Source organism: Diaphorobacter sp. HDW4B, from assembly GCF_011305535.1.
Lineage (GTDB): Bacteria > Pseudomonadota > Gammaproteobacteria > Burkholderiales > Burkholderiaceae_C > Diaphorobacter_A.
The window spans coordinates 3,992,389-4,004,996 of the sequence record NZ_CP049905.1; the positions used below are offsets into that span (position 1 = coordinate 3,992,389).

General features: G+C 61.7%; 13 protein-coding genes. 6 read left to right on the plus strand and 7 right to left on the minus strand.

From position 1 onward, the window contains the following. Window positions 1–101 precede the first annotated feature (101 nt). From xseB to G7048_RS18210, 4 genes are all read left to right on the plus strand, one after another. Window positions 102–332 (plus strand): exodeoxyribonuclease VII small subunit, encoded by a 231-nt coding sequence (gene xseB, locus G7048_RS18195; RefSeq protein ID WP_166069502.1) that lies wholly within the window; start codon window positions 102–104, stop codon window positions 330–332. A 30-nt stretch (window positions 333–362) separates the two neighbouring features. Beyond that, window positions 363–1,262 (plus strand): polyprenyl synthetase family protein, encoded by a 900-nt coding sequence (locus G7048_RS18200; RefSeq protein ID WP_240933024.1) that lies wholly within the window; start codon window positions 363–365, stop codon window positions 1,260–1,262. 107 nt (window positions 1,263–1,369) lie between these two features. Further along, window positions 1,370–3,289, plus strand: coding sequence for a 1-deoxy-D-xylulose-5-phosphate synthase (gene dxs / locus G7048_RS18205; RefSeq protein ID WP_166069504.1), 1,920 nt, complete (start codon window positions 1,370–1,372; stop codon window positions 3,287–3,289). 295 nt (window positions 3,290–3,584) lie between these two features. Next, window positions 3,585–4,664 carry a TRAP transporter substrate-binding protein gene (locus tag G7048_RS18210; RefSeq protein WP_166069505.1) on the plus strand — a complete coding sequence of 360 codons (1,080 nt, stop codon included), beginning with the start codon at window positions 3,585–3,587 and terminating at the stop codon, window positions 4,662–4,664. Here the strand turns inward: G7048_RS18210 and G7048_RS18215 are convergent. The 7 genes from G7048_RS18215 to modA form a co-directional block, all read right to left on the minus strand. After that, complete coding sequence (locus G7048_RS18215; protein WP_166069506.1) at window positions 4,642–4,953, minus strand: hypothetical protein; 312 nt, start codon at window positions 4,951–4,953, stop codon at window positions 4,642–4,644. The genes G7048_RS18210 and G7048_RS18215 overlap by 23 nt on opposite strands. Before the next feature lie 148 nt (window positions 4,954–5,101). Then, the gene (locus tag G7048_RS18220) at window positions 5,102–5,638 is read right to left on the minus strand and encodes a hypothetical protein (protein WP_240933025.1); all 537 of its coding nucleotides are present in this window, start codon (window positions 5,636–5,638) and stop codon (window positions 5,102–5,104) included. Then, window positions 5,635–7,197: a TRAP transporter large permease subunit gene (locus G7048_RS18225; RefSeq protein WP_166069507.1), complete on the minus strand. Its 1,563-nt coding sequence runs from the start codon at window positions 7,195–7,197 to the stop codon at window positions 5,635–5,637. The genes G7048_RS18220 and G7048_RS18225 overlap by 4 nt, the downstream gene beginning before the upstream one ends. A gap of 31 nt (window positions 7,198–7,228) precedes the next feature. Continuing rightward, a complete protein-coding gene (locus G7048_RS18230) occupies window positions 7,229–7,768 on the minus strand; it encodes a TRAP transporter small permease subunit (protein ID WP_166069508.1) in 540 nt (179 codons plus the stop codon). Between the two features lie 354 nt (window positions 7,769–8,122). Continuing rightward, window positions 8,123–9,229 carry a molybdenum ABC transporter ATP-binding protein gene (gene modC / locus G7048_RS18235; RefSeq protein ID WP_166069509.1) on the minus strand — a complete coding sequence of 369 codons (1,107 nt, stop codon included), beginning with the start codon at window positions 9,227–9,229 and terminating at the stop codon, window positions 8,123–8,125. Next, the gene (gene modB / locus G7048_RS18240; RefSeq protein ID WP_166069510.1) at window positions 9,226–9,903 is read right to left on the minus strand and encodes a molybdate ABC transporter permease subunit; all 678 of its coding nucleotides are present in this window, start codon (window positions 9,901–9,903) and stop codon (window positions 9,226–9,228) included. Before modB ends, modC begins: the two co-directional genes overlap by 4 nt. A 92-nt stretch (window positions 9,904–9,995) precedes the next feature. Beyond that, on the minus strand, window positions 9,996–10,730 hold the full coding sequence (modA, locus tag G7048_RS18245) for a molybdate ABC transporter substrate-binding protein (protein WP_240933026.1): 735 nt from the start codon (window positions 10,728–10,730) through the stop codon (window positions 9,996–9,998). Window positions 10,731–10,870: 140 nt separating this feature from the next. Between modA and G7048_RS18250 the strand changes: the two genes are divergently transcribed. Next, window positions 10,871–11,653 (plus strand): LysR family transcriptional regulator, encoded by a 783-nt coding sequence (locus tag G7048_RS18250; RefSeq protein WP_166069512.1) that lies wholly within the window; start codon window positions 10,871–10,873, stop codon window positions 11,651–11,653. Window positions 11,654–11,837: 184 nt separating this feature from the next. Beyond that, complete coding sequence (locus tag G7048_RS18255) at window positions 11,838–12,608, plus strand: ABC transporter ATP-binding protein (RefSeq protein ID WP_166069513.1); 771 nt, start codon at window positions 11,838–11,840, stop codon at window positions 12,606–12,608.

Sequence of the window (12,608 nt, forward strand, 5' to 3'; positions counted from 1 at the left end):
CTGGGGAAATCACCCTAAACATGAATTCAGGTAACGCCATAGGGGTGCAGCGCCTAAAATGGTCCGTTTTTCCCTCCAGGCGTTCAGCGCTCGCTCTACCTATGCCCAAGGCACCTGCCGTCACCGAACCTGTCAGCTACGAAGCCGCGCTGCTTGAGCTGGAACAGCTCATCGAGCGCATCGAGTCCGGCCAGATGCCGCTCGAGCAGATGCTCGCGGGCTACCAGCGCGGGGCGACGCTGCTGACCTTCTGCCGTTCGCGGCTGGATGCGGTGCAGGAACAGATCAAGGTGCTGGACGACGGCAAACTGCAGTCGTGGACGCAGGAGTGAACACCAACAATGCGAGTAACGGATTCCGCAGTGCAAACCACAGCAGCAAATTTTGATTTCAAGAATTGGCAAACGCTCCAGCTCGCCGAGGTGGAGGATTGCCTGTCGCGCTGGGTGAGCGCGGACGCGCCCGCAGGACTGGGCGAATCGATGCGCTATGCAGTGCTCGACGGCGGCAAGCGCCTGCGCCCACTGCTGGTGCTTGCCGCGAGCGAGGCCGTTGGCGGTCTGCGCGACGCGGCGTTGCGTGCGGCCTGCGCGGCCGAGCTGATCCACGCGTATTCGCTGGTGCATGACGACATGCCCTGCATGGACAACGACGTGCTGCGCCGTGGCAAGCCCACCGTGCACGTGAAGTTCGGCGAGGCCGAGGCGCTGCTCGCGGGCGATGCGCTGCAGGCGCTGGCCTTTGAATTTCTGACGCCCGATGACGGCGTGCCAGCGGCCATGCAGGCCAAGCTGTGCCGTCTGCTCGCGCGTGCTGCGGGCGCGGAGGGCATGGCCGGTGGTCAGGCCATCGATCTGGCCAGCGTGGGCAAGTCGCTCACCGAAGACCAACTGCGCAGAATGCACCGCCTGAAGACCGGCGCGCTGCTGCAGGCCTGCGTGACCATGGGTGCCGCATGTGCCGAAACCTCCAAGGAAGCGCGCATTGCGCTGACAGAGTATGGCGCTGCCGTCGGGCTGGCGTTCCAGGTGGTCGACGACATTCTGGACGTGGTGGCCGATTCGCAGACGCTTGGCAAGACCGCTGGCAAGGATGCCGCGAGCGACAAGCCGACCTATGTGTCGCTGCTCGGTCTGGAGCCCGCCAAGCAATACGCGGAAGAACTGCGCGACAAGGCGCATGTGGCGCTTGCGCAATCGGGATTGGCCGACACGCGTGCGCTGGCGGCATTGGCCGATGCGGTGGTGCGCCGCACGCATTGAGCGAAGAGACCGACGAAACCGACGGCGCATTGATTGATAGATAGACAACAGGCTGCCCGGATTCACATCGCACCGGATGTGAATCGACCGCAGCGAAAAGACCCACTATGTCCACGAACTCCTACTCCCTGCTGAAGACTGTGAACGACCCGGCCGATCTGCGCCGGCTCTCGCGCACGGAACTCAAGACGCTCGCCCATGAGCTGCGCGCGTTCGTGCTGGAGAGCGTCTCCAAAACGGGCGGGCATCTGTCTTCCAATCTCGGCACGGTGGAACTGACCGTGGCGTTGCACAAGGTGTTCAACACACCGGGCGACCGCATCATCTGGGACGTGGGTCACCAGTCCTATCCGCACAAGATCCTCACGGGCCGCCGCGAGCGCATGTCCACGCTGCGCCAACTGGGTGGTCTCGCGGGCTTTCCGAATCGTGCCGAAAGCGAGTACGACACCTTCGGCACGGCGCATTCGAGCACCAGTATTTCCGCTGCGCTCGGCATGGCGCTGGCTGCCAAGCAAAAGGGTGAAGACCGCTTCGGCATTGCCGTGATCGGCGATGGTGCGATGACCGCCGGCATGGCCTTCGAGGCGCTGAACAACGCGGGCGTGGCCGATGCGAATCTGCTGGTCATCCTCAACGACAACGACATGAGCATCAGCCCGCCGGTGGGTGCGCTCAACCGTTATCTCGCTCAACTGATGAGCGGGCAGTTCTACACCAAAGCGCGCGATGTGGGCAAGCAGGTCCTGAAGCCCGTGCCGCCGCTGCTCGAACTCGCCAAGCGCCTTGAGCAGCAGGCCAAGGGCATGGTGGTACCCGCCACGCTGTTCGAGAAATTCGGCTTCAACTACATCGGCCCGATCGACGGTCACGATCTGGATTCGCTGATCCCCACGCTCGAAAACATCAAGAGCCTGAAGGGCCCGCAGTTCCTGCACGTGGTGACCAAAAAGGGCCAGGGCTACAAGCTGGCCGAAGCCGATCCGATTGCCTACCACGGTCCTGGCAAGTTCGATCCGGCGGTCGGTCTGGTCAAGCCCGCCACGCCGTCCAAGCAGACTTTCACGCAGGTGTTCGGCCAATGGCTGTGCGACATGGCGGCCAAGGACCAGCGCCTTGTCGGCATCACGCCCGCGATGCGCGAAGGCTCGGGCATGGTGGAGTTCGAACGCAAGTTCCCCAAGCGTTATTACGACGTGGGCATTGCCGAGCAGCACGCCGTCACGTTCGCTGCGGGCATGGCCTGCGAAGGTGTGAAGCCGGTGGTCGCGATCTACTCGACCTTTCTGCAACGCGCGTATGACCAACTGATCCACGACGTCGCGCTGCAGAATCTGCCCGTGGTGTTTGCGCTCGATCGCGCGGGGCTGGTCGGCGCCGATGGAGCGACGCACGCAGGCGCTTACGACATCTCGTTCGTGCGCTGCATTCCCAACATGAGCATGGCGTGCCCGGCGGACGAGCGCGAATGCCGCCAACTGCTGACGACGGCCTACGAGCAAGATCATCCCGTGGCCGTGCGCTATCCGCGTGGCTCCGGCGTGGGCGTGGCACCGCTGGCCGAGCTCGATGGCCTGCCGTTCGGCAAGGGCGAAGTGCGTCGCAAGGCGAGCGTGGTGGCCGATGCTGCCAAGGGACGCCAACGCATTGCGATTCTGGCGTTCGGCACCTTGCTGTATCCCGCGCTCGAAGCCGCCGAGGCGCTCGATGCCACCGTCGTCAACATGCGCTGGGCCAAGCCGCTCGACACGGAACTGTTGCTCGACATCGCCAACACGCACGACGCGCTGGTCACGGTGGAAGAGGGCTGCATCATGGGTGGCGCAGGCAGCGCGGTACTGGAAGCGCTCAACGCCGCTGGCGTGCTGCGCCCGGTGCTGCAACTGGGCCTGCCCGATGTGTTCGTCGAACATGGCGATCCGGTCAAGCTGCTGTCGCTGCAAGGCCTTGATGCCAAGGGCATTCAGGCGTCCATCGAACAGCGTTTCGGCGCGCGCGAAACGGTGGCTGCGTCCAAGGCTGCCTGAGCCGCTACGCGGTTTTCAGACCGACATTTTTCCAAGCCCGTGTCCGGATTTCGGACGCGGGCTTTTTTGTGTTTGAAATTCGCCAAAACTCAGAATTTGTAGCAACCGAGTACCACACGCAGGGGAAAACCCGCTGAGGCAGATAGAGACATTTTTCTAGAATTTGCTCACCCATATAGCGTCCAGCGCGTTCCTTATTTACCCAAGGGGACGACGGGCAAGCGCGATATGAAGTTTGCATCCAAGTTGTTGAACGTTTTCTCGTCACTCAACTTCATCCTCTGGAGATAAATTCATGGATCGTCGTTCCATCATCAAGCAGGCCGGTATCGCTGGCGTGCTCGCAGCAGGTGTTGCACCCGCAGTGCATGCCCAGGCCACTATCCGTTGGCGCCTGGCATCGAGCTTCCCCAAGTCGCTCGACACCATCTTCGGTACCGCCGAAGTGTTCTCCAAGAAGGTCAGTGAAGCGACCGGTGGCAAGTTCCAGATCTCCGTGCATGCAGGCGGCGAGCTGATGCCTGCTTTCGGCGTGGTGGACGGCGTGCAGAGCGCCTCCGTCGAAATGGCGCATACCGCACCGTACTATTTCTACGGCAAGGACCCCACGTTCTGCTTGGGCTGCGCAGTGCCATTCGGCCTGAACGCACGCCAGATGACCGCATGGATGTATGAAGGCAATGGCCTGAAGCTGATGCGCGAGTTCTACGCCAAGTACAACATCATCAACCTGCCAGGCGGCAACACGGGCGCTCAGATGGGTGGCTGGTTCCGCAAGGAAGTCAAGTCGGTCGCCGACCTGAAGGGCCTGAAGTTCCGTACCAACCCGTTCGCGGGCAAGGTGCTGGAGCCGTTCGGCGTGATCCCGCAATCCATCCCCGGTGCCGACCTGTACCCCGCGCTGGAAAAGGGCACGATCGACGCGCTGGAATGGGTGGGCCCGTATGACGACCAGAAGCTGGGCTTCAACAAGGTTGCTCCGTTCTACTACTACCCAGGCTGGTGGGAAGGCGGTCCACAGCTGGACTTCTACATCAACACCAAGGCCTGGGAAGGTCTGCCGGCCGAGTACAAGGCAATCGTCGAAGCTGCTGCTTCGCACGCGCACGTCACGATGTTGGCCAAGTACGATGCCAAGAACCCGATCGCCATCAAGCAACTCGTGGGCTCCGGCACCAAGCTGCGTCCGTTCACGCAGGATGTGATGAATGCGGCGTTCAAGTCGGCGCAGCAGATCTATTCGGATCTGAACAGCAGCAATCCCGAGTGGAAGAAGATCTACCCTGACTACGCGAAGTTCCTGGCTGACCAGAACTCGTGGTTCCGCTTCACCGAAGGCGCGTTCGACAACTTCATGCAGCGCCAGAAGCTGTGATTTTTTGATGAGGCTGGAAGGCCTCTTCGGAAATGAAAAAACCGCCGATAACCTCGGCGGTTTTTTGTTTTTGGGGTTGGTTTTTACGAAGCCTTTGGCTTCGATTGGTGGGTCGTTTTGAGGCGGCAATACAGCCCCTCATGCGTCGTCGCGAAGCCTTGCCAAGGGCGACTTGTCTCGGGTGAACCCGATGCAGCGCGCCGTGATTCTGGATGAGATGCAAGGCGCAGAACGCAGCAATAGCACCGCTATTGCGAGGCTCTGCAACGCCGCAGATCGCCGGAATCACGGATGCGATGCGCGGGGACTACCCGAGACAAGTCGCCCCAGTACTGTCTGCGGCTTCGACGCCTAGCCTGAGGGGCTGTCTTGCCGTTGTTGGGGTGGTGGCGTTGGCGTGGTGCGTGCTGCGTAGCTTGTTGTGACGGATTCAGTGCTCAGCGTTCAGTGTTCGGCTGTGCTATTGGCATTCCGCTTTGGTGGCGTACTACGCTTTGGCCGAAGGCGACCAGCAAGTATGGGTCGGCCGAGTTGATCCAGACCATGCTGCCGTTGCGGCGGCGCACGAGCATGCGGGGGCTGACGATGAATTGCAGCCAGGGCCAGTGGACGATCTTGAAGGTCGCCACTTCGCGGGCTTCGACGCGTTTGTCCCAGAGCCAGGTTTGGGTGATGGCTCCGTCGCTGTAGTGCGTTTGGCTGAAGACCATCCACCAGCCGACCCACGCGATGACGACGCCAGCGAGTGCGTAGGTGCTGAGACTGGTGAAGTTCCATTGCGCTTCACGCATGGTGGGCAAGGACCAGAAAGCAAAGGCGGCCAGGGCCGCCACGATGGCTACTGCCAGCAGGCGAACGAGTGGGGGAAAGGCCTTGCTTTCCCACTCGTCGCTTGCCTGTGTGCTTGCTGCAGGCCCGGTACCTGATTCGATGGCACCGGGCTTTTTTTCTTCGCTGTCTCCGCTCATCGTCATTGAGAAGCGGCGGGTGCGGCAGGTTCCGGTGCGGTGCTCGGATCGGGCGCTGTTTCCTCGGCGGGCTTGGGCTCTGCGCCTGCATCTGCCGGGGCGTTGCCGAACGGGTTGTCCAGATCGATGTTGCCTTCCGGTTGCATCGCGTCGGCAGGCATTTCAAGCTGCACCTTGTCGACGTCGACCACCACTTCCTTGTCGAGGAAAACGGTCACGGTCTGCGGGAAGAAGATCACGATGGCGACCAGCAGCACCTGCATCACCACCCATGGGATGGAGCCCATGTAGATGTCGCTGGATTTGACCGGTTTGTCGATGCGCTTTTCCTTGTACAGCGTGTCCGAGATGCCGCGCAGATAGAACAGCGCGAAGCCGAAGGGCGGATGCATGAAGCTGGTCTGCATGTTCACGCACAGCAGCACGCCGAACCACACCAGATCGATGCCGAGCTTGTGTGCCACGGGGCCGAGCAGGGGCAGGATGATGAAGGCGATTTCAAAGAAGTCGAGGAAGAACGCGAGGAAGAAGATGAACACGTTCACGACGATCAGGAAGCCGATCTGGCCGCCTGGCAGGTCGCTGAGCATGTGCTCGATCCAGATCGCGCCGTCGACGCCCTGGAACACCAGCGAGAACACGCGCGAGCCGATCAGGATGAACACCACCATGGCCGTGAGGCGCATTGTGCCGTCCATGGCTTCCTTGATCAGATTCCAGTTCAGGCGCTTGTGGATGGCCGCCAGAATCAGCGAACCGACAGCGCCCATCGCACCGGCTTCGGTAGGTGTGGCAATCGCGTGGTCCATGAAGGGCAGGCCGCCCATGGAACCCAGCACCGCGAAGATCAGAATGGCTGACGGGATGATGCCGCGCAGGCACTTGCCCCACAGCGCCCAGCCGTTCAGTGTGCGTGCGGACTTGGGCAGACCTGGCACGTATTCGGGACGGATGCGGCCGAGAATGAAGGTGTACAGCGCGAAGATCAGCACTTGCAAAATGGCAGGGCCCCATGCGCCCTTGTACATGTCGCCCACCGAGCGGCCGAGCTGGTCGGCCATCACGATCAGCACCAGCGATGGCGGCACGAGCTGCGTGATGGTGCCGGAGGCTGCAAGCACGCCGGTCGAGTAGCGCATGTTGTAGCCGTAGCGCATCATCACCGGCAGCGAGATCATCGCCATCGCGATCACCTGACCGGCCACCGTTCCGGTGATCGCGCCCAGGATGAAGCCCACGATGATGACCGAGTAGCCGAGGCCGCCGCGTACCGGGCCGAAGAGCTGGCCCATCGAGTCGAGCATGTCTTCGGCGAGCCCGCATTTCTCCAGTACCGCTCCCATCAAGGTGAAGAACGGAATGGCGAGCAGCAGATCGTTCGACAGGATGCCGAACATGTTGATCGGCAGCGTGGACATGAAGTTGGCGGGGAACCAACCCATTTCGATGGCGAAGAAGCCGCAGAACAGGCCCAGCGCCGAAAGTGAAAAAGCGACCGGGAAGCCGATCAGCATGATCAGGATAAGCCCCGCGAACATGATCGGGGCGAAATTTTCCATGTGCATTGTTGTCTCGTCCTGAAGGGAGTCGGAGTGCTTACTGCACTGGCTTCTCGTAGTGGGTGTTCATTTGGTAGTCGCCCTTGAGGTAGGCGACTCGCTTGATGATTTCGGCAACGCCTTGCAGAAACATCATGCCGAAGCCCACAGGCAGCAGCAGACCGGCGGGCCAGCGGATGAGACCGCCGATGTTGCCCGACATTTCCTTGGTGACGAACATGTTCCAGAAGAACGGCCAGGTCAGGTAGGTGAGCAGCGCCATGACCGGCAGCAGAAAGAAGACCAGACCGAAGATGTCGACATAGACCTGCTTGTTGCCGCGCAGCTTGCCGTAGATGATGTCCACGCGCACATGCTCGTTGAGCTTGAGCACCAGCGGCGCGCCCAGCATCACGGTGGCACCGAACAGGTACCACTGGATTTCAAGCCAGGCATTGGAGCTGAGGTCGAGGCCGTAGCGCGAGATGGCATTGCCGGCCGAAATGATCGCCGCCGCCAGCACGGCAACGCCCGCGATCTTGCTGAGCTTGGTGGACAACCAGTCCACGCCCAGCGCTAGTTTGAGGAGTCCTGACAAGGGTGTGTCTCCTGTGAATTTGAATTGTTGGAAAAAGCCTGATCTGGTGAATTGACTTTGGGCGCTGGTGCCGGGTATTGGCCTTTGCGCTGTGTTTCAAATCCTTGTCATGACTGCGACCAGCATGCTTTTTGTAAGAGCAGAACCCGTCGAGAAATTGGACAAAAAAGGCAAAAAGGGGTGCGAGGAATCATACATCCCACTAGGCGAAATCAAGAAAGCGCAATGATTGGGGTTTCACCTAGTGCAATGCGCTGATCGCACCATTTGTGTGCGATTTCAACGCTGCCGGGCATGTTTTGTCGTTCGGACGACTGTTTTGCCTGGTCGGTTTTTTGCCGTGCTCAGTCGGGCTTAATCAAGGATCGCCAGGCCTTTGACATGAGCGAACACGTCCTGGCCCGTGGCCAGCATCAGCATGCGTGCCGAGCGCTGCGTGACCCGTGCAAGCAGCGTGGTGCCTGCGGCGTCCAGACTCACCAGAATCTGGCCGGGGCCTTCTTCGCTCAAGCCGACGACGCGCGCGGGGATGCTGTTGAGAATGCTGCTGTCATTGAGCGGCGCGAGCGACAGGCTCACATCGCGCGCGGGAATGCGCAGGCGTTTGATCTCGCCCGCTTGGCGCGGCTGATCAGTGGGCAACTGCAGACGACCGCCGCTGAACTGCAGCGTGAGCAGATGGTCCAGCGCGTCAAACTCGACGACGGTGGCGCTCACCAGCGCACTGGCCGTGTCGGCGTGCGCCAGCGGCAGATCGAGGCGCGACATCAGCTCGTCGGTCGGGCCGCTTGCCAGCACCTGTCCGGCGTCGAGCAGCACCAGATGCGATGCAAGCCGCGCCACTTCGTCGGGGGAGTGGCTGACGTAGACCACCGGGATGTCGAGGCTCTGGTGCAGCAGGTCGAGGTAGGGCAGCACCTCACTCTTGCGCTGGGCGTCGAGTGCCGCGAGTGGCTCGTCCATCAGCAGCACATGCGGGCTGGCGGCGAGTGCGCGGGCGATGGCCACGCGCTGGCGTTCGCCGCCCGAGAGCGTGTCGGGGCGGCGCTCCATCAGTGGCGCGATGCCGAGCAGTTCAACCGCTTGTTCAAGCGCCACGCGACGCTGCGATTCGGGCGTGCGGCGCAGGCCGTATTCGATGTTCTGGCGGATGGTCAGATGCGGAAACAGGCTGGCTTCCTGGAACACGTAGCCCAGTCGTCGTTGGTGCGTGGGCAGCCAGACGTGGCGCGCGTCGTCTTGCCATACCTGCTCGTTGACGAGCATGTGACCCTGTGCGCGCTCAAGGCCCGCCATGGCGCGCAGGCAGGTAGTCTTGCCGCAACCCGAGGGGCCGAACAGCGCGCTCACGCCGTGGCCGGGCAGGTCCAGATCGACGTCGAGCGTGAAGTTCGCCCGGGCCAGTCGAAAGCGTGCGCGCAGGCGCTGATCGGTGGTGCTGATGTTGCTGCTTTGGTTCATGAGCGGGCCTGCGGACGCTGCAGCAGATGAATCGACAACAGCACGATGAACGAGAACACCACCATGCCTGCCGCAAGCCAATGGGCCTGTGCGTATTCCAGCGCTTCCACATGGTCGTAGATCTGCACCGAGATCACGCGCGTCTGGCCGGGGATGTTGCCGCCGAGCATGAGCACCACGCCAAACTCGCCCACGGTGTGCGCGAAGGTCATCACCGCAGCGGTGAGAAAGCCATTGCGCGCCATGGGAAAGGCGACGCTGAAAAAGCGGTCGAGCGGCGCAGCGCCGAGCGTTGCGGCGACTTCCATCGGCCTTTTGCCGAGCGCTTCAAACGCGCGTTGCAGTGGCTGCACGGCAAACGGCAGCGAATACACCAGCGAGCCGATCAGCAGCCCCTTGAACGTGAACGGCAGCAGCTTCAACCCCATCGATTGCATGAGCTGCCCGACCCAGCCCTGCGGCCCCATCAGGATGAGCAGGTAAAAGCCGATCACCGTGGGCGGCAGCACCAGCGGCAGCGCGACCACCGCCGAGATCGGCGCACGCCAGCGCGACTGCGTGTGCGCGAGCCACCACGCAAGCGGCGTGCACAGAATGAGCAGCAAAAGGGTGGTGAGCCCGGCCAGCCGCAGCGTGAGCAGAACGGCTTGCCAGTTTTCGGCGGTGAAATGCATGCGGTGGCGGAAGCGGGCGTGAAACGAGGTGCGCTGTCAGAGATGCAGCGCAGTATCCATCATCCCATTGCAGCGTTTGTCGAAAAGCGGGCTCAGAATCCGTAGCCAAAGGTCTTGATGACCGCGCGGGCGTCGTCGCTCTTGAGGTACTTGAGCAGCGCCTTGGCGGTGTCGTTGTCCGCGCCCTTGTTGAGCAGCACGGCATCCTGGCGAATCGGCTCGTGCATGGTCTCGGGCACCAGCCAGTAGGAGCCCTTGCTCACCTTGCCGTCCTGCATTACCTGCGACAGCGCCACAAAGCCGAGCGGTGCATTGCCGGTGGCGATGAACTGGTAGGTCTGCGCGATGTTTTCGCCGGTCACGATGCGGGACTTGATGCTGTCGGTGAGCTTGAGCTTGTCCAGCGTTTCCATGGCCGCAGCACCGTAGGGCGCGAGCTTGGGATTGGCGATCGAGATGTGGGCGAAGTCGCTCGTCAGCACCTTGCCTTCGCTGTCCACGTAGTTGTCCTTGAGGCTCCACAGCACCAGCTTGCCGATGGCGTAGGTGTAGCGCGTGTCCTTGACGGCTTTGCCTTCCTTTTCGAGCTTCTCGGGCGTGGTGTCGTCCGCCGAAAGCAACACGTCGAACGGTGCGCCGTTGACGATCTGCGCATAGAACTTGCCAGTCGCGCCGGTGGACACCACCACCTTGTCGCCCGTCTGCTTTTCGAACATCGCGGCGAGCTTCTGCATGGGCGCTGCGAAGTTGGCGGCCACGGCCACCGCCACTTCGCCCGCATGGGCGGCAGGCAGCAGCGCAACGGCCAGCGCGGCTTGTGCAAGCATTTTGAGAGAGAAAGAAACGCTGCGAGAAACGCGAGAAATGCGGGTGCGCTGAGTCGTCATGTGGTGGCCCTTGAACGTTATTCCATCATTGAATAGCGGTAAGTATATGCAAGATGCAAACACGCGGCATCATTCAGGCCATGCAACGAAAACAAAGCGAACCTTCTTTTGTCGAAGCGCTCGGCCATGTGCAGTCCGACCGGCGCATCGACATCCTGCGCCAGATCGGCGAACTCGGCTCGATCTCCAAGGCCGCGCGCGCCGTCGGTGTGAGCTACAAGGCCGCATGGCAGGCGGTGGACACGCTGACCAATCTCTCGGGCGTGGCGCTGCTTGAACGTGTGGTGGGTGGCCGCGGCGGCGGCGGTGCCAAGCTGACCGAGGCGGGCACGCAATTGCTGGTGGCGGCGCTGGCGCTCAAGAGCGCACGCACGCAGGCCGTGCAGCAGGTGCAAAGTCATGGCCTTGCGCCGGACATGCATGCGGAGGCCGCTGCGCGTCTGGCCGTGCGCACCAGCATGCGCAACCAATGGCCGTGCGTCGTGACGGGCATGGACGTGCAGGGCCAGATCGTGATGGTGAGCTTGCAAGCCGCTGCGTCGGAGCAGTTTCGCGTGCGCGCCCGCATCACCCGCGAAAGCGCCGAATTGCTGGGGCTGCGCAAGGGTATTGCGGTGCAAGCGCTGTGTAAGGCAACCGCCGTAAAGGCCGCTGCGATGGATGAGGATGTGCTCGGTTTGGAGAACTGTTGGGGTGGGGTGGTGGTCCGGATTTCCCGTGGATCGCTGGGGGACGAAATCTCCGCAAAGCTAGGCGGGGACTTGCAGATCGTCGGTTTCTCCGAGCCCGGCGCGGGGCTCAAATCGCGCGCTCGCGTGGTCTTGCGTGTGGATGATTCGGCGGTCGTGTTGGCGTTGAGTTAAGGGTTAACGCTGCAATCAAACTGCAGAAACGGCGCAAATAGCGCCGTTTTTTGCATAGGCGTAATTACATAGGCATTTCTACCAGTTCCTCCAAATGGAATGCGCACCTAGGATGCGGTGCAACATTACCGAAGGAGACGAAGGTCTGCGGTGCCTATGACGGGTGCCGTGTGAACCAGTTGCCATGAGCGACTTCATTCTGGAAACATCCCACCTCACCAAGGAATTCAAGGGTTTCACCGCTGTCAGCGATGTGAACCTGTCCGTGCGTCGTGGCTCGATCCATGCGTTGATTGGCCCCAACGGCGCGGGAAAGACCACTTGTTTCAACCTGCTGACCAAGTTTTTGGAGCCCACCTCGGGCACCATCAAGTTCAATGGTCAGGACATCACCCGCGAAGCACCTGCGCAGATCGCGCGGCGTGGCGTGATCCGTTCGTTTCAGATTTCTGCGGTGTTCCCGCATCTGACGCTGATGGAGAACGTGCGCCTCGGTCTGCAGCGCAAGCTCGGCAATTCGTACCACTTCTGGCAGAGCGAAAAAAGCCTTGACCAGTTGAACGGTCGCGCTGTCGAGCTGCTGGGCGAAGTGGGCTTGGCGGACATGGCCGACGAGGTCACCGTGAACCTGCCTTATGGCCGCAAGCGCGCGCTGGAAATCGCCACCACGCTGGCCATGGACCCCGAGCTGATGCTGCTCGACGAGCCCACGCAGGGCATGGGCCACGAAGACGTGGACCGCGTCACGCAGCTCATCAAGAAGGTATCGGCCGGCCGCACGATTCTCATGGTGGAGCACAACATGAAAGTGGTCTCCACCATCGCCGACCGCATCACTGTGCTGCAACGCGGTGCGGTGCTGGCCGAAGGACCATACGAAGAAGTTTCGAGGAATCCGCAAGTGATGGAAGCCTACATGGGCACAACCGAAGTTGAGTTGCAGGGAGCGCACTGA

Excerpts from the sequence above, each read along its gene's own strand:
- G7048_RS18210 (WP_166069505.1), top strand. The coding sequence starts at position 3,585 with ATGGATCGTCGTTCCATCATCAAGCAGGCCGGTATCGCTGGCGTGCTC.
- modC (WP_166069509.1), bottom strand. The coding sequence starts at position 9,229 with ATGAACCAAAGCAGCAACATCAGCACCACCGATCAGCGCCTGCGCGCA.
- G7048_RS18220 (WP_240933025.1), bottom strand. The coding sequence starts at position 5,638 with ATGACGATGAGCGGAGACAGCGAAGAAAAAAAGCCCGGTGCCATCGAA.
- modB (WP_166069510.1), bottom strand. The coding sequence starts at position 9,903 with ATGCATTTCACCGCCGAAAACTGGCAAGCCGTTCTGCTCACGCTGCGG.
- xseB (WP_166069502.1), top strand. The coding sequence starts at position 102 with ATGCCCAAGGCACCTGCCGTCACCGAACCTGTCAGCTACGAAGCCGCG.
- G7048_RS18255 (WP_166069513.1), top strand. The coding sequence starts at position 11,838 with ATGAGCGACTTCATTCTGGAAACATCCCACCTCACCAAGGAATTCAAG.
- dxs (WP_166069504.1), top strand. The coding sequence starts at position 1,370 with ATGTCCACGAACTCCTACTCCCTGCTGAAGACTGTGAACGACCCGGCC.
- G7048_RS18250 (WP_166069512.1), top strand. The coding sequence starts at position 10,871 with ATGCAACGAAAACAAAGCGAACCTTCTTTTGTCGAAGCGCTCGGCCAT.
- G7048_RS18225 (WP_166069507.1), bottom strand. The coding sequence starts at position 7,197 with ATGCACATGGAAAATTTCGCCCCGATCATGTTCGCGGGGCTTATCCTG.
- modA (WP_240933026.1), bottom strand. The coding sequence starts at position 10,730 with ATGCTTGCACAAGCCGCGCTGGCCGTTGCGCTGCTGCCTGCCGCCCAT.